We start from the raw sequence: 16,965 nt of genomic DNA, 5'->3' as shown, positions 1-16,965 counted from the left end.
CAATAAACTTAGTCGTTTAAAAACTCTAATATATGATTATAAACTTTTTCAGATTTAAGCCCATGACCAAAACCTTTAGTAGAAATAAGTTTAGCATTTGAATAATGATTTTTAAAATCAAGAGCATCATTATAAGGAATAATACGGTCTTTTTTGTCGTGAATTATTAATCCTTTAGAAGAGATTTCATTTGAAAATCTTGCTGCTGAAAAATATTCAGGTAAATGATTGAATTTTTTTAACACATATTGATTCATGGCGTTTAAAACTTTTTTATTGTAACCCATCATTTTTGAATACCTATCAAAAATACCTGTAAAATTTGATGGAGCACCTAGCAAGACTAATTTTTTTATAGAGGGTAATTGATATTTATGTTGACAAAAAACAGAAGCCATACCACCAACAGAATGACCAATAATAACATTGGCATTAAATTTTTTGGCCACTACATTTATACATTCAGAATATAATAAGGCATTAAATATTTTACTGCCAGAATTCCCATGTGCTGGAGCATCAATTGAAATAATATTATAGTCTAATTTTTTTAAAATTTTAATTAAATCTTTCCATCTATAAGAGTTGCTTTCCCACCCATGTGTTAGTAAAATAGTATCTTTTGTTCCTTTCCAATGGTAAGTCATTATAGATATGTCTTCATATTTTAATACTTCTTGAGTAGCAGATTTTAAAAACGGAGAATCTGTGCCTTTTAATCTTCCTTTTTGCGGTTTTGAAAACAATAAAATAGCAAGTTTTGCCGCTAGTTTTGATGAAAATTGGCTAATTAGGTTTAATAAAAAACCTATTCTTTTTAGTAAGTTTTGGTTCATTTTATTCTTCTCTATTTACTAAATCTATTGAAAAAGCAGGCATGCAAATAGCTATATATTCGCATACTACAGTGAATGGATTAGAATATTGAACTCGTGTATTTTTTTCTATTTTTATTGATTGACCAGCTTCTAAAATAACAATCTCATCTTCAATAATAAATTGTTTTTTGCCATTTATAATAAAGGTGTATTCATCAAATTCTGGTGTTTGAAAGGGTTCGCTCCATCCTGCTGGCGCTTTCATGTGGGCGATACTTATTTTTGAATCTCCATCGGTTGCCTTTCCAAAATGTTCTTTTATAATTTTTCCATCTGTTGTTGGTACAATAAATGGATTGTTTTGTATTGTGTATTTTTTCAATGTTGTTCTTTTAATGGTTTTTTCTTTATCATTCCGCCTTTTAAATCTTTAACAATTCCCATAATTATAAAAGCATTTCTATCAATTTTGTCTACTTCCGTTTGAAGTTTTGCTAGTTCTAAACGTGTAACAATAGTGTAAATAATATCTTTGTCGTAACTTTTTCCTTGAGTACCATAACCACCTTTACCTGCATAAATAGTACATGCACGTCTTAGTTTTTCAGTTATCATTATTCGCAGATCTTCATGTTTGTTTGAAATAATAGTAACTCCAACATATTCTTCAACACCATCAACTATAAAATCTACTGTTTTCGCCGCTGCTAGATAAGTAAGAATGGCATACAATGCTGTTTCAATAGACAAGATATATGCGCCAACAGAGAAAATTACAATATTAATAAGTAGTAGTACATCTCCAATAGTTAACGACAGCTTTCTGCTTAAAAAAATAGCTAAAACTTCTGTGCCATCAATAACACTTCCGCCTCGCATAGACATACCAATTCCCAAACCTAGAAAAAATCCACCAAAAACGGCAATCAATAATTTGTCTTCGGTAACAATTGGGTAGTTAACAAAATGAACAACAAATGCTAATAGTGTAATGGCAGCAATGCTTTTAATAGCAAACTTATTACCTATAGTTCTTGAAGCGATAATTATAAAAGGAAGGTTAACTAATACTAGTAACAATCCCAAATTTATGGATGTTATATGTTCTAATAACAGAGAAATACCTGTGGCACCACCATCTATAAAATGGTTAGGTAATAAAAAGCCTTTTAAGCCAAATCCTGCTGAAAACACACCAATTATTATAAAAATATATTCCTTTAGAGCATGCGCTAATTCAACTTGAAAAATTCTAACTAAAGGCACTATTTGCTTTTTGCTAACAGGCTTGTTCGTTTGTTTTTTTTCAAGCCTTTTTCTAGCTAAATCTACTAATATTTTAGACAGGAATGGATTCACTTTGGCTTATCTTAATTATTCCAGTTTATAAAAAAGTATTTAATTTTAGCATCATCTGGGATATGAGTTGCTTCAAATTTTAAATTCATATCAAATCTTAAATTAGCAGAAAGTTCTTTTTTGTCAATGGTGAAGCTAACATTTTTATCGTCTACAGCTATAACTATTGAGTTAATTAAATTGCTAATTCTTGATATTTTGTATTGGCTTTGAATATCTTTAAAAGTACTTATTGTTGAAATGTTTTTTTCTGTTTTATAACGCCCGTCAAGGATTCTAACATTTTCTATTGTAGAGGTAGAATCTAAAGTTTGTTTTGGTGTTAGAGATAGTAATTGTTTGCCACCTTTTTCAAAAATCTCTATGGTATTGATGTTTCCCGTAAACTCGTCACCACTAATAAATTTAACAATAGAATCGTTAATATAAATAGATTTAAGATCTTTAACTTGGGTTGAGTCTGTTAGTAGTCCAACATGGTGGGTTGAGATTTCAAAAGGGTTTTGTTCTTTCTTACAACTGATAAATAAAAGGGCTAAGGCTATTAAGCCTAATAATGAATTTCGCATTGAATTGATTGTATTTTTTGTTGTTTAATGTAGGTTTGTTTGTTGTTGTTATTTTTTCATCACTTTAGTAAGGATACCAAAAACACTTCTTATAAAAGTAGCACTTGTAAGCACCTTAACAATTGGGTTCATTGCTGTACTTCTTCGTCGTGTACTTGTTGTTCTTTTTTTAGATTCAGCTTTCTTTAAGGCTTCTTTTTCTTGTCGTGCTTTTTCTTTCGCTTCCTCAGCTTCTGCTTTTTCTATTTTTTCATTAAGCATTTCGTAAGCACTTTCTCTATCTATGGTTTCGTTATATTTTTTAACCATTTTAGATTTGGAAAGTAAAGTGCTTAATTCCATATCGGTTAAAACATCCATTCTACTCATAGGCGCTCGCATCATGGTTGCAGCCAATGGTGTAGGTCGACCTTTTTCATCTAAAGCAGAAACTAAAGCTTCGCCAATACCTAAAGAAGTTAATACCTCGGTTGTGTCGTAATATTCAGAATCTGGGTAGTTTTGCGCAGTTAGTTTAATAGCCTTTCTATCTTTAGCAGTAAAGGCTCGTAATGCATGCTGAATTTTTAAACCTAATTGGCCCAACACAGCTTCAGGAACATCTGTTGGGTTTTGTGTTACAAAATATAAACCAACACCTTTACTTCTAATAAGTTTTACAATACTTTCAATTTGATTTAAAAGCGCTTTTGATGCTTCATTAAAAATTAAATGTGCTTCATCTATAAACAAAATAAGCTCAGGCCTATCACTATCGCCTTGTTCTGGAAAAGTGGAATAAATTTCAGCCAATAAACTCAACATAAAAGTTGAAAATAATTTAGGTCTATCTTGAATATCTGTAAGTCTAAGAATGTTAATATAGCCTCGGCCATTTTCATCAATTCTTAGTAAATCTTGAACATCAAACGAGGTTTCTCCAAAAAACAAATCTGCTCCCTGTTGTTCCAATTCTAATACTTTACGCAATATAGCACCAGTTGAAGCTGTTGAAATCCTACCATAAGCATCAGTAAATTCCTCCTTACCTTCTTGAGTTGCGTATTGTAATATTTTTTTAAAATCTTTTAAATCTAAAATAGGTAATTTATTATCATCACAATATTGAAAAATAACAGCAACAACACCAGATTGGGTTTCAGATAAATCTAAAATTCTGGAAAGTAAAACAGGTCCGAATTCACTAACAGTAGCTCTTAATCTAACGCCATCTTGTTCCGAAAGCGTTAAAACTTCAACAGGGAAAGATTTTGCTTCAAAAGGAAGACCTATTTTTTCATGACGCTCATCAATTTTTGCATGACCTAGACTTGGTTGTGCTAATCCACTTAAATCTCCTTTAATATCCATTAATAAAACAGGAATACCTTTGTCGCTTAAATTTTCGGCTAAAACTTGTAATGATTTTGTTTTTCCTGTACCAGTAGCGCCTGCAATTAAACCATGTCGGTTCATGGTTTTTAAAGGTATTTTTACATATGCACCTGTAACAGTTTCACCATCTAACATGGCCGCTCCAACAGGGATAAAATCTCCTTTTGTTGTATTGCCTTCAGTAATATATTTAAAAAAAGTTTCCTTTGTACTCATGCGTTATATTTTGCATAAAAATACACGAAAAAAAATGAAGAAAAAAATATGCTATTTAACTAAAAGAATATACTTTGTTAAAAGCTTATTGAATAATAAATCTAGTTTAAACGGCTAATTCCAATATTTATAAATTTAGCATCTAAAGCAGTACCTCCATTGTTTAAAACATATTGCATTTTTACAACATCGTTTGCATTTATAGGATACATTATGTTACCGCTAGTACCCCAATAATCAGAACTAGGTAAAGTTGCTACACCTCTGCTTAGGTATGCTTTAAGAGAGTTGTTAATTGAAATTGCTAAAATATATTTTTTATTTCCACTTGGCATATTGGGAGTAGATAAGGAGGCACTAAATAAATAATTCCCTTTTTCTTTTATTGTAATTGTTCCATTAGCAGTAACATTATATACGTCTGGATTTGTAACAATTACTTCAGAAGGACCAATGGGGAAGTTGACATATGTATTGTCTGGGGTAGCAAGAATATTATTACTTCCTCCAAAGTCTTTATTTATTACTAATGAGCTATTTGCTAAATTAGACCATGTACTATTTTTAAATACATAGTAAGAGTTTCTTGAAATATTAAAAACCAAAGCACCATCAAGGGGAGTAGGGATTGCATTCATTTCGCTAGAAGTCATTCTAGGAGGAACAAGAGCGCCAGTAGTACTATCTATTTGTAAAATTGAACCGTCGTCTGGGGTAGTAGTGCCAATGCCAACTTGAGAGTAGCTATAATTTATGCCAAATAGCATAATTATCACATAAGGGATGTGTTTCATGTTTTGAGAGGTTGAGAGAAGAAAGCATTGGTTAATTAATTATAATGCTAAGTTAGTTAAATAAATTGAAATCCAAAATGCTTAGAAAAGTAAAGGGAATATGTATATTTGCATGTTATGAATAAAGACATTCAAATATTGGTAGATAAAGGTGAAATGTTACCTTTAATGGAGGAGTTTTACACCATACAAGGCGAAGGGTTTCATAAAGGAACTGCAGCTTATTTTGTGCGAATTGGTGGTTGCGATGTTGGTTGCCATTGGTGTGATGTGAAAGAAAGCTGGAACGCTAATTTGCATCCACCTACAGAAACATCAAAAATTGTTGAAAATGCAAAAAAACATAGTGATACTATTGTGGTTACAGGTGGTGAGCCCCTAACTTGGGATATGACAGCTTTGACCACAAAACTAAAAGCAGAAGGTTTACAAGTACATATTGAAACATCTGGTGCTTATAAGCTAACAGGAATATGGGATTGGATTTGTTTATCTCCAAAAAAAATGAAGCTCCCAACTAAAGAAGTTTATGAAAGAGCCGATGAATTAAAAATGATTATATACAATAAAGATGATTTTCGCTTCGCTGAAGAACAGGCAGCAAAAGTTAATAAAAATTGTATTTTGTATTTACAGCCCGAATGGAGCAAGCGCGATAAAGTAGTTCCAGAAATTGTAGATTATGTGATGAAAAACCCTAAATGGAAAGTATCCTTACAAACCCATAAATACTTAAATATACCATAATAAAAAAAGCCTTGAATTTTTCAAGGCTTTTTTTATTTAAAGAAGTAAATATTATTTACTAACAGGAATAGAAACTCTAACAGTATCCCAAGCTAAATACATATTGCCGCTATCAAAAGCTATAGAAAATTCTTCAACAGAATCTCCTGAGCTAACAGGTGCTTTAATTCGTAATGCATCTTTGCTTTCATTATAGTTATAAGCGCCCCAAACATCTAAATCTTTACTTAATATAATGGTCCATTCGGTTTCACCAGGTATTGTAAACAAAGAGTAAGTTCCTGCCTCTACTGTTTCATCTCCAAATTTTGTGTCTTGAAAAAATGTTATTTCAGTAGCTTCATTAGCACCAGTTCTCCACACTTTCCCATTAGGTGCAAGTTTACTTAAATCCCTTCCTTTAAGTTGAGGTCTGCTATAAATAACTTTTACCATTGGTGGCGAATTTCTATCAGTTTTATAATATGCTATATCTAAAGGGCTTTTATCTAAGCCTGCAAATTTTTGAGCATTTATGTTAGTTGATAATAGGATTACAAAAGCAAAAGTAATTGTTGTAAAAAATGTTGACTTTTTCATGTTAAATTTTTAAGTTTTTGAATTTCATAAAGTTAGTTTTAAAAACTCTTAAAGTTTTTATAAAAGTCGAAGTTTAATGTTAAAGTTTACATTTTAGAAAAGATAAAATAAAAAAAGCTTCAGTATAACTGAAGCTTTAAGGTTTTATAATTATGAAAATATCAGGTTATTTCCTCATCACTTTTACATTCATTTCTTCTACTTTTTTATCAGATAAAAGAGAAGGTGCTCCAAATAGTAAATCTTCACTAGTTCCTGTTTTTGGGAAAGCCATAACTTCACGTATAGATGCTTTTTTTTCTAAAATCATCATTAATCTATCAACTCCCCAAGCAATACCGCCGTGTGGTGGTGCACCATAATGAAATGATTTGTACATGGTGCTAACACTTTTAAGCATTTCCTCTTTATTGTAGCCCATGTTTTTATAAGTAGCTTCTAAAATTTCTGGTTTGTGGGCACGTACAGAGCCACCTCCAATTTCATAGCCGTTTAAAATTAAATCGTATTGTTGTGCAATAATACTTCCAATTTCATCTTCTTTACCATTCATGTGCTTTTCAATATCGTAAATAGCAGGCATAGAGAACGGATTGTGTGTAAATGTCCAACGTCCTTCATCTGTTTTTTCAAACATCGGGAAATCTATAACCCAAGCAGGTCTTAATTCCTTAGGATTTATTAAGCGTAACATACTTCCTAATTCTTGGCGAACTGCATCTAAAGCTTTATTTGCTGTAGCATAATCTGCTGCAGAGAAAAATACAATGTCACCAACTTGTGCATTTGTAGTTTTAATAATTCCGGCAGCAATATCTTCACCTAAAAACTTAATAATTGGCGATTGCAAATCGTTTTCATTAACAATAATGTAAGCTAAACCACCTAAGCCGTGTTGCTGTGCAATAGTAGTTAATTTTTCTATTTGCCCTTTTGATAAACGTTTTTTACCTTGTTCTTCAGCTGAAACTTTAATACATTTTACAATACCGCCTTCTTCAATAGGTTTACTAAATACTTGGAAGGTTGTCTCTTTTACAATATCTGTAATGTCTTGTAATTGTAAACCAAAGCGTAAATCTGGTCTGTCACAACCATATTTATCCATGGCGTCTTTATAAGTAATCACTTCAAACGGACGTAAAATCCATTTGTTACCATATATTTTTTCAACAACATCATTAAACATTTTGGTGTTTAAATCTATAATTTGTTGCATACTCGCATAAGCCATTTCTAAATCTAATTGCGTAAATTCTGGTTGGCGATCGCCACGAGAATCTTCATCTCTAAAACAACGTGCAATTTGGAAATACTTTTCGTAACCACTTACCATAAGCATTTGCTTAAACTGCTGTGGCGCTTGAGGCAATGTGTAAAATAGGCCAGCTTGTTTACGTGTAGGCACAATAAACTCACGTGCGCCTTCATCAGTCCCAGCACTTAAAATAGGAGTTTCAATTTCTAAGAAATTTTGCTCATCTAAAATATCTCGCAGTAATTTTATTACTTTATGTCTATTAACTATAACACGACGCACATCGTCATTTCTGTGGTCTAAATATTTATATTGAAAACGAACATTTTCATTCGTTTTTGTGGCTCTTTTAATTTCGAATGGTAAGGTTCTAGATAGGTTTAAAATATCTAGTTCTTTGGCTTCAAGTTCTATTTTCCCAGTTCGTAAAGCGGCATTGTAATCATCTTCCTTACGTTTTACAATACTTCCTGTAACGGTAATTACCGATTCTGGTTTTAGTTTTACCAATTCGTCTAAATTTGGGAATGATTCTCTACTTAAACGGACTTGGAATTTTTCGGCACTAGAATCTCGTAAATCGATAAAAATAAGTTCACCGTGATCTCTAACACTAGCTACCCAACCAGCAAAAGTGATTTTTTCTGAGATATTATTTTCAGAAATATCAGTAATTAAATGTGTTCTATATTCCTCTTTTATTATTAGTGGAATTTCAGGTAGAACTTCTTCGTCTTTTGTTTCTAGTTTTTGGCTTTTTGTTTTTGGCTTTTCCTCAACACTAGTTTCCAATTCTGTGTTTTCTATACTTCCGGAAAGAGCATCTAAAATACCTTCACGAATTACTTTTCCAGAAGCGCCTTTACCAATAATAGCGATTACTTTACCAACTAAAATCCCAGCCTTACCTTGATTTCCCGCTTTAATATCGGTTGCAACAGCCTCATTTTCTGAAATGACTTTAGAAATAGCTTCTTGAATTTGAGATTCAGAAATTGAATTTGTTTCAAAATAGGTTTTATAATCAAAATTAGAATCAGCTAAAAGCGATTTAATGGCATTTTGAGCAAGTACAGGTGTTACTTTTTCATCTTTAAATAAGCTGAAAATTTCTATTACATCTGAAACATTTTCAATGCTTGCGTAATCTTCAGGTTTTATATTGTTGGTTAATGTTTTTGCAACAAATGAAGGGTCTTTAATAGTATTATTTATAGTTACAAACGTTTCAGAACGTAATGAATCAGCAGTAAAAAATTTAGCATCTTGTGGTAAAACATCTCCTTTAATTAGAATAGATTCAACCGCAAATGGTAATGAACTCACATCAACATTAATAGATTCAACAACATCTTTGATACTTACAAAAGGTAAATCAGGTTCCGAAATAAAACGATAATCAGCCTCAAATTCCTTTTTACGCATGGTTTTGGTTTGCTTTAATTCGGCATCCCATAAAACCGTAGTTTGGTCTGGTCTAAATTCTTTATGTTCTATATAATAGTTGAGTTGTTTTTCAATTTCTTCCTTTAAAGCATCAACCATAAACTTGAATGAATTCAAGTTTTTAATTTCTGTACGCGGGTTTAAATTATAACTATGTTTTTTGCGAAGCGATACTGAAACATCCGATTTAAACTCTCCTTTTTCAAGATTCGCTTCAGATATTTTTAAATTCTGAACAATACGTTGAATATATTGCGCATAAGTTGAAGCATCTTCGATATGACGAATGCAAGGCTCGGTTACAATCTCGATAAGTGGTACACCAGCTTTATTAAAATCGACTAATGAAACATTTTTTTCGTGTATCAATTTTGCAGCATCTTCCTCAATATGAACCTGTGTTAAATTAACAGTAAACTGCGATCCATCATTTCGGAAGCAAGACACTTGTCCGTCTGGAATTACAGGATTATGAAACTGTGTAATTTGTATGTTTTTCGGGTTATCTGGATATTCGTAATGTTTACGATCCCATGAAATCACATCATTTGAGAAAGTAGATTTCACAGCTTTTCCAAAGTAAATTGCTTTGGAAATAGCTTCTTTATTTATTGCTGGCAAAACTCCCATTTGTCCTGTGCAAACAGAACATATATTTTGGTTTGGCGTTTCTAATTCTTGGTTAGGACAAGAACAAAACAACTTGGTCTTAGTGTTTAAACGAACGTGTGTTTCTAGTCCGATAACCAATTCTAATTCGTGGGCTTTTAATGCCGCGTCTAATTGTTCCAGTTCCATTATATCGTATCTTTTAAGAAGTTAGCAAACTTCAAAACGAGTTCGTCATTGTTTTTTGCAGCTGTAATTTGTAAGCCTGTTTCGGTGCCTTGAGGTATTGTTAAAGTTGGAAGTTGCCCTAAGCTAAAACCAACGGTGTAAGCATCGCTTAAATACATAGCATGCGGATCTTTTAAACTATTTCCTATTTTTGGAGGTGTGTTAGGTGTAACTGGTGATAAAATTACATCGACCTCTTTGAAATCTTTTTCAAAGCTTTCAGAAATTGAATCACGTAATGCAAGTCCTTTCAAATAGATTTCATCAGAGAATCCTTGAGATAACACTTGGTTTCCACCAACAATACGTCGTTTTGTTTCTTCTGAAAAATTCTCAGAGCGTGTTATGGCATAAGATTCTTTTAAGCTTTTGTCTTCAATACGATTGCCATAGTTTGAGCCATCTAAGCGTGATAGGTTAGAGGCTGTTTCTGCCATTGCTAATGTATAATAAGTAGATACTAAAATATCGGATTTAAAAAAATCTAATTCTTTAACTACTATGCCTTTTGCTTTAATTTTCTCAATTGTAGCTAAAAATTCTGTTTTAATTTCTGGGTTGATTGCTTCACTTTCAATAAAGTTTTTAAAGTATCCAACGGTTTTAATTTCTGTTGAAGTTAAAATGCTGTCTTCGTTTATTTCCGCGGAAGCGTAAGTGGTTTGATCTTTTATATCCTTTCCACTCATCACATTCAACACGATGCGAATATCTTCAACCGATTTTGCTATAGGTCCAACACAATCTGTAGACGAAGCATAAGCCATTAATCCGAAGCGAGAAATGCGTCCGTAAGTTGGCTTTAATCCATAAACATGGTTGTAACCTGCTGGTTGTCTCACAGATCCACCAGTATCGCCACCAATAGAAAAAACTGTATAATCTTTAGCGACATTTACAGCCGAACCACCACTGGAACCTCCACCAACTAAATCTGGATTTATAGCGTTTTTAACTGCTCCGAAAATGGTATTTTCACTTGAAGATCCATGACCAAAACTATCGCAGTTTTCTTTAGCTAAAGGAATAGCGCCGGCATCTAACAATTTTTGAATAGCGGTAGCCGTGTAAGCAGATTTGTAGTTTTTTAATAGATTTGAACTCGCTGTAGCAGTAGTGCCTTGAAGCATGTAAACATCTTTTATACCAAAAGGAATACCTTCTAATAAGCCAATAGTTTCACCTTTTTTAATTTTTGCATCTACTTTTGCAGCTAAACTTAAAGCTAATGTATCCAGCAAGCTATTAACCGTGTTGTTAGTATTTTGCTTTAGTAAATCGAGTTTTTCTTGTACTAAGCTGGTACAAGTTATTTCCTTATTCGCCAATTGCTGATGAATTTTATGTATTTGAGAATCCATAACTATTCTTCTATGACTTTAGAAACTACTAAATAGCCGTTTTTTTCTTTTGGGAAGTTTTCAATAATGATTTGTTTTTCAATAGCAGAACTTTCTATCACCACATCTTCTCTTAAATCATTTAATGACACGCAATTATTATGATTATTATTAAAAGAATTATTATTTGTTGAATTTGCATTTTTAATGACTTCAAATAACTTGTTCACAGCCTCACTAGGTTGTGCTCCTTTAATACTCGACAATACGTCGACTGTCATAATTTTACTCATTTTTTACATTTTTAGATTAAAAAAAGCCTTCCAATTTTGGAAGGCTTTATATATTTTAAAACAATAACCTTCCTTTCCTAAAAATTAGGATTATTGAAATTATTATTGTTATTATTTGTCATAATATCTTATTAATGCGTCAAATATATGTAGAAATAATAGACTATACACTATTTTTTCTATTATCCTATACTGTATTATCAAATTATTAAAAAACTTTAAGATTATTTGATACTTCAATAAATTATCTGTGATTGTTAATGGTTGGGGATTATTTCTTCTGGTTAAATTATCAATTTTGATATAAATGATGATTTTTTATGTCGAAAAACAAGGTTCTGAAAATCTTATAAATCAATTTTAAGACCTTTTGTGTTTTTGTTAGACTGAAGTGTTAGTGAAAAGTGTTAAAATCAATTTTAAGGTGTTTTTTAAGCGATTTAAGACGTTTTTAATTAATCAACAAATGTTGATAAATTTCTTGTTGAGTCGATAAAAAGCTTTTTAAAAGGGTGATAATTTCGTATATTTGTTTGTATTCAGAAGGATGCTATTTGGCATCTTTTTTTGTGAAATACAACTAAACTCAAATTAAGATAAAATATAGAATATGAGCGAACCAAAAGAAGAATTTAATAAGCACAATTATTCAGCAGATAGTATTCAGGCTTTAGAAGGTATGGAGCATGTGCGTATGCGTCCGTCTATGTATATTGGTGATGTTGGTACTAGAGGATTGCATCATCTAGTATATGAAGTTGTAGATAACTCAATTGATGAGGCGCTTGCTGGACATTGTAATAATATTACAGTAATTATCAATGAGGATAATTCTATTACCACAGAAGATGATGGTCGTGGTATTCCTGTAGATTTACATAAAAAAGAAGGAGTTTCTGCGCTTGAGGTTGTAATGACTAAAATTGGAGCAGGGGGTAAGTTTGATAAAGATTCTTATAAAGTATCTGGTGGTTTACACGGTGTTGGTGTAAGTTGCGTTAATGCCTTATCAGAGCATTTAACGGCTACCGTTTACAGAGATGGAAAAGTTTATGAACAAGAATATGAGCGTGGTAAATCTTTATACCCAGTAAAACAAATTGGAGAAACTGATAAAAGAGGAACAACAGTTACCTTTAAACCAGACTCAACAATTTTTACCCAAACATTAGAATACAGTTACGATACTTTAGCTAGTAGATTACGTGAATTGGCTTACTTAAATAAAGGTATTACCATTCATTTAGTTGATAGAAGAAGTAAAAAAGAAGACGGTGAGTTTGAAGGTGAAACATTTCATTCAACTGAAGGTTTAAAAGAATTTATCAAGTATTTAGATGCTACTCGTGAGCCTTTAATGAAAGATGTAATTGCTTTTGAAGGTGAAAAAAATGGTGTTCCGGTAGAGGTAGCAATGGTTTACAATACGTCTTATGCAGAAAATTTACATTCTTATGTGAATAATATTAATACGCATGAAGGAGGAACACACTTGTCTGGTTTCCGTCGTGGTTTAACACATACACTTAAGAAGTATGCTGATGAATCAGGGTTGCTGAAAAATTTAAAATTTGAAATTGCCGGAGATGATTTCCGTGAAGGCTTAACGGCAATTATATCTGTGAAAGTTCAAGAACCTCAATTTGAAGGGCAAACTAAAACTAAATTAGGTAATCGTGAGGTTTCTGCTTCTGTAAGTCAAGCGGTTTCAGAAATGCTTACCGATTATTTAGAAGAACACCCAGATGATGCGAAAATTATTGTTCAAAAAGTAATTCTTGCAGCGCAAGCACGTCATGCAGCACAAAAAGCTCGTGAAATGGTGCAGCGTAAAACGGTGATGAGTATTGGAGGTTTACCTGGGAAATTAAGTGATTGTTCAGAACAAGATCCAGCTAAATGTGAAGTGTTTCTTGTAGAGGGAGATTCGGCAGGTGGAACTGCAAAGCAAGGTCGTGATAGAGCCTTTCAAGCGATTCTTCCACTACGTGGTAAAATTTTGAACGTTGAAAAAGCAATGGTTCACAAAGTGTTTGAAAACGAAGAGATTAAAAATATTTTTACAGCTTTAGGTGTTACTATTGGTACAGAAGAAGATAGTAAAGCATTAAATCTTTCAAAATTAAGATATCATAAAGTTGTAATTATGTGTGATGCAGATATTGATGGTTCTCACATTGCAACTTTAATTTTAACGTTCTTTTTTAGATACATGAAAGAATTAATAGAAAACGGACATATTTATATTGCAACACCACCTTTGTATTTAGTTAAAAAAGGTGCTAAAAAGCAATATGCTTGGTCTGATAAAGAACGAGATGGTATTGTTTCAGAATTTGGAGATGGTTCTAAAATACAACGTTATAAAGGTCTTGGAGAAATGAATGCATCTCAACTTTGGGATACAACAATGAATCCTGAGTTTAGAACCATGCGTTTAGTTCAAATTGACAATGGAACAGAAGCCGATAGAATTTTCTCTATGCTTATGGGTGATGAAGTGCCACCTCGTAGAGAGTTTATTGAAAAGAATGCTATTTATGCAAATATTGATGCGTAAATAAAGTATTAATTTTAGTGTTATTTAAAAAGAGGCTCTCTAAAATTTTAGAGAGCCTCTTTCATTATTAGGGATAATATGTTTTATAAAAGCTATGGATTAAAACCTAAAACATAATATTATCAACCTAACATCAATCAACTAAAATATACCTACTCTTACACTTGGTGTATTAACTCTAACACCTGTACTAATTGTACTTCTTCTTGGGTGTCTATTATAGTAATAGTCATGATAGCCATAATAATAAAATGAAGCATGTTGATAATAGTAATCACTATGATGACAATGATTATCGCAATGTTCATAATGATTTGCATAAGCATCTTTTTTGCCCTTCATATAAGCTTTGTACGCTTTTCTGTCTTTTTGTTTTAGGCTTTTCTCGTATGCTTTTTGATCTTCCCAAAAGGACTCTTCATCAGCTTTAGTTTCAGCAATGAATTGTTGTTCGTATTTAGCATCTTCCACAGCTCTTTTTTGATAATATGATTTCTTATCAATGGTTGTTTCATTTGAAATTTCAGATTCTTGAGCTTGACCTATAAAAGAAAAACCTAATACTATAATGAATACGGATGTTTTAAATAATTTCATAATTTTCAACTTTTAAATTATTAATTTGCTCTAATGAGCCTTCATTAATAAGACACCTTAAAAGTATTTTACCCTACGGTTTATTATTTAATTTGAAAATTTTATGAAACTTAAATGAATTTATAAGAATTACCTTCCTCCATTAGCTTGTAAGTCTGCTATACATTGTGAGTCTAACTGTGGTGCAGAACTCATATTTGCCATGTTAGAAATATTTCTTGCAGATTCTGTTGCCCAATACATTAAACAACTTTCTTCATTACAATGTTTTGGATGTTCTGCGTCTTCATGATCACTTTGTAAAGCTGTTCCTAGATTTGTGAGTCCAAAAATATGCCCGAATTCATGGTTAATTACCGTAGTTTCTAAAAGAGATCGATTTGGTTTTAAAGGGCCATTGCTTAAACCTTTAACTGTTTCTTCGTAAATTACAAAAGAGGTATTCCAATAAGCAGTTCCTAAAACAATAGTGTTATCTTCATCAGAATCTTTATCTGATTTTCCATCTGAAAAGTATGCCCAAACTGCAATCTGGTCTGTTGTGTTGTAGTATTTACGCTGTTCTTTTTCAATATCTGCAATATCATTAATAGTGTAAACGGATTCCCCAGGAGAAGAAATGGCTCTTTTTTCAAAGGTTATGCCATCTGGTTTATATGTTCTGTTTGTTATAAATGATACAAAATTATCAATGGCAGTTTGTGAAGGTTCAAAACCTTCAACATAAACTATTTCAATAATCATGCTTGTAAATGTATTATCTGAGAGTAAATCGTTAGCAGAACTGCCTGTAGCTTGCCTATTTAAGGCTTTGTTTACTGTTGGGTTTGGGTTGTTTGTATCGCCATCTGTTGCTTCGTCTTTTGAGCAAGCCGTTATAATGACTAATAATAGCGTAAGTATTAAAATTTTAAATTTCATGATTTTACAATTATTTTTAACATTAAAAACAGCTACCTAATTTAGGTAGCTGTTTTACCATAACATACGTAACAAATGCTAATTTAGTTTTAAATTTGGGTTAAAACTAAAGTTATGGCAGCATTTGTTGTGCTTTGTAATGATATTGAACTGTTAGAATAACTAGTTACTTCCCATGTATTATTTAATAACTCAAAAGTTGCATTTCCACTAAAAGTAAGTGTTAAATAAACTTCTAATTCTGAAGCAACTTCGTAAGTTCCTTCAACATCATTTATAGTTGTGTTTACTGTATTTTGTGCTAAACATGATAAATCGTTTGCAAAATCTATAGTGTAATCTGCATAATCATTTGCTGTGTTTACACCTGTGTTTATAAAAGATTCTACTTTAAAAGCGCCTTCAACTAAAATGTTTTCTAGATTTTGAGCATTTTCTTCTGCTTCATCCATGGCATCATCATTAGCTAAACAATCTGTAATATGTGCTTGTAAATCCATGTCGCTTGTAATTTCAATAACCGTATTGCTTTGGCCATTTAAGTTAGCTGTTATTGGATAGTTTACAGCAAATAATTCATCATTTCCAAAACTATTCATGTAAGCATATAATTGTTGTTCCGATTCTATAACAACACTACCCGTTTGCTCAAAATTTAAACTATAAGTTAAAATTGTTATAGGAAAATCAATATTTAAACAGTTAATAGCATCTTCACCAGTATTTTCAGCTTGAGAGCAAGCATTAATAAGGGCGTCATATTCTGTTTGGTTTGCCACTTCAACTTCTGTATAGTTACTTAGTTTTACAGATAATGGGAATTGAAACTGAATATTGTCATCATCGTTTGTAAACTCTCCAAGAATACTTAAAACTAAAGCATAATCTGCTTGACTTATTAATGTAACATCAGTGTTATTTATAGTTGCTGTAACAGGAAATAAAATTGATGAACATGATGCGCCATCTAAAAAGTCGTCAAAACTACCATCGTACATTGATGAACGTTCTAAATTATTTGCTGTAGGAGATTGAGCAGAGTTTGTATTTGGATTTTGTCCGTTTTCGTTATCAATTTCATCTTGGCACGATGTTAATGATAGAATTGAAATAAATAATAAAGTTGTTAAAAATTTTAAATTTTTCATAATATTAATTTTAGGGTTTGTAAATTTAATGACGATTATTTCGCCTTTCTGTATTTAAGACTCTTAGCATTAAATTTACCCTACGCTTTTTTTTAATTTTTTAGTGTTT

Annotated in this window: 15 protein-coding genes; 2 read left to right on the top strand and 13 right to left on the bottom strand. The window is 31.8% G+C overall.

Going from position 1 to position 16,965, the window contains the following annotated elements:
* Positions 1-8: 8 nt before the first annotated feature.
* The 6 genes from BT151_RS00215 to BT151_RS00190 form a co-directional block, all read right to left on the bottom strand.
* Complete coding sequence (locus BT151_RS00215) at positions 9-836, bottom strand: alpha/beta hydrolase (protein ID WP_072399548.1); 828 nt, start codon at positions 834-836, stop codon at positions 9-11.
* Position 837: 1 nt separating this feature from the next.
* A complete protein-coding gene (locus BT151_RS00210) occupies positions 838-1,200 on the bottom strand; it encodes a cupin domain-containing protein (protein ID WP_072399547.1) in 363 nt (120 codons plus the stop codon).
* Entirely contained in the window at positions 1,197-2,177 is a 981-nt protein-coding gene (locus tag BT151_RS00205) for a YitT family protein (protein ID WP_072399546.1), read from the bottom strand. The genes BT151_RS00210 and BT151_RS00205 overlap by 4 nt, the downstream gene beginning before the upstream one ends.
* Positions 2,178-2,188: 11 nt before the next feature.
* Positions 2,189-2,746, bottom strand: coding sequence for a hypothetical protein (locus BT151_RS00200; RefSeq protein ID WP_072399545.1), 558 nt, complete (start codon positions 2,744-2,746; stop codon positions 2,189-2,191).
* A gap of 48 nt (positions 2,747-2,794) precedes the next feature.
* Positions 2,795-4,336, bottom strand: a complete 1,542-nt coding sequence (locus BT151_RS00195) for a helicase HerA-like domain-containing protein (RefSeq protein ID WP_072399544.1) — start codon at positions 4,334-4,336, stop codon at positions 2,795-2,797.
* A gap of 101 nt (positions 4,337-4,437) precedes the next feature.
* On the bottom strand, positions 4,438-5,130 hold the full coding sequence (locus tag BT151_RS00190; RefSeq protein ID WP_072399543.1) for a hypothetical protein: 693 nt from the start codon (positions 5,128-5,130) through the stop codon (positions 4,438-4,440).
* Positions 5,131-5,247: 117 nt separating this feature from the next.
* Between BT151_RS00190 and BT151_RS00185 the strand changes: the two genes are divergently transcribed.
* Positions 5,248-5,877: a 7-carboxy-7-deazaguanine synthase QueE gene (locus BT151_RS00185; protein WP_072399542.1), complete on the top strand. Its 630-nt coding sequence runs from the start codon at positions 5,248-5,250 to the stop codon at positions 5,875-5,877.
* Between the two features lie 51 nt (positions 5,878-5,928).
* Here the strand turns inward: BT151_RS00185 and BT151_RS00180 are convergent, their stop codons facing one another.
* From BT151_RS00180 to BT151_RS00165, 4 genes are all read right to left on the bottom strand, one after another.
* Positions 5,929-6,456 carry a DUF2911 domain-containing protein gene (locus tag BT151_RS00180; protein WP_072399541.1) on the bottom strand — a complete coding sequence of 176 codons (528 nt, stop codon included), beginning with the start codon at positions 6,454-6,456 and terminating at the stop codon, positions 5,929-5,931.
* Positions 6,457-6,622: 166 nt separating this feature from the next.
* On the bottom strand, positions 6,623-9,958 hold the full coding sequence (gene gatB/aspS / locus BT151_RS00175) for a bifunctional amidotransferase subunit GatB/aspartate--tRNA ligase AspS (RefSeq protein WP_072399540.1): 3,336 nt from the start codon (positions 9,956-9,958) through the stop codon (positions 6,623-6,625).
* Positions 9,958-11,358 (bottom strand): amidase family protein, encoded by a 1,401-nt coding sequence (locus tag BT151_RS00170; protein ID WP_072399539.1) that lies wholly within the window; start codon positions 11,356-11,358, stop codon positions 9,958-9,960. The genes gatB/aspS and BT151_RS00170 overlap by 1 nt, the downstream gene beginning before the upstream one ends.
* A gap of 2 nt (positions 11,359-11,360) precedes the next feature.
* Positions 11,361-11,630 carry an Asp-tRNA(Asn)/Glu-tRNA(Gln) amidotransferase subunit GatC gene (locus tag BT151_RS00165; protein WP_072399538.1) on the bottom strand — a complete coding sequence of 90 codons (270 nt, stop codon included), beginning with the start codon at positions 11,628-11,630 and terminating at the stop codon, positions 11,361-11,363.
* 610 nt (positions 11,631-12,240) lie between these two features.
* On the opposite strand from BT151_RS00165, the gene gyrB reads away from it, so the two are divergent.
* Positions 12,241-14,190: a DNA topoisomerase (ATP-hydrolyzing) subunit B gene (gene gyrB / locus BT151_RS00160; RefSeq protein WP_072399537.1), complete on the top strand. Its 1,950-nt coding sequence runs from the start codon at positions 12,241-12,243 to the stop codon at positions 14,188-14,190.
* A 141-nt stretch (positions 14,191-14,331) separates the two neighbouring features.
* On the opposite strand, the gene BT151_RS00155 is transcribed toward gyrB, so the two are convergent.
* The 3 genes from BT151_RS00155 to BT151_RS00145 form a co-directional block, all read right to left on the bottom strand.
* On the bottom strand, positions 14,332-14,787 hold the full coding sequence (locus BT151_RS00155; RefSeq protein WP_072399536.1) for a hypothetical protein: 456 nt from the start codon (positions 14,785-14,787) through the stop codon (positions 14,332-14,334).
* 129 nt (positions 14,788-14,916) lie between these two features.
* The gene (locus BT151_RS00150; RefSeq protein ID WP_072399535.1) at positions 14,917-15,708 is read right to left on the bottom strand and encodes a membrane metalloprotease; all 792 of its coding nucleotides are present in this window, start codon (positions 15,706-15,708) and stop codon (positions 14,917-14,919) included.
* An 89-nt stretch (positions 15,709-15,797) separates the two neighbouring features.
* Positions 15,798-16,856 (bottom strand): hypothetical protein, encoded by a 1,059-nt coding sequence (locus BT151_RS00145; RefSeq protein WP_072399534.1) that lies wholly within the window; start codon positions 16,854-16,856, stop codon positions 15,798-15,800.
* Positions 16,857-16,965 lie beyond the last annotated feature (109 nt).

It is taken from the genome of Flaviramulus basaltis (assembly GCF_900114265.1).
Taxonomy (GTDB): Bacteria; Bacteroidota; Bacteroidia; order Flavobacteriales; family Flavobacteriaceae; genus Flaviramulus; species Flaviramulus basaltis.
Note: the sequence above shows the minus strand (reverse complement) of the source record. Positions and strands in the feature narration are given on the sequence as shown.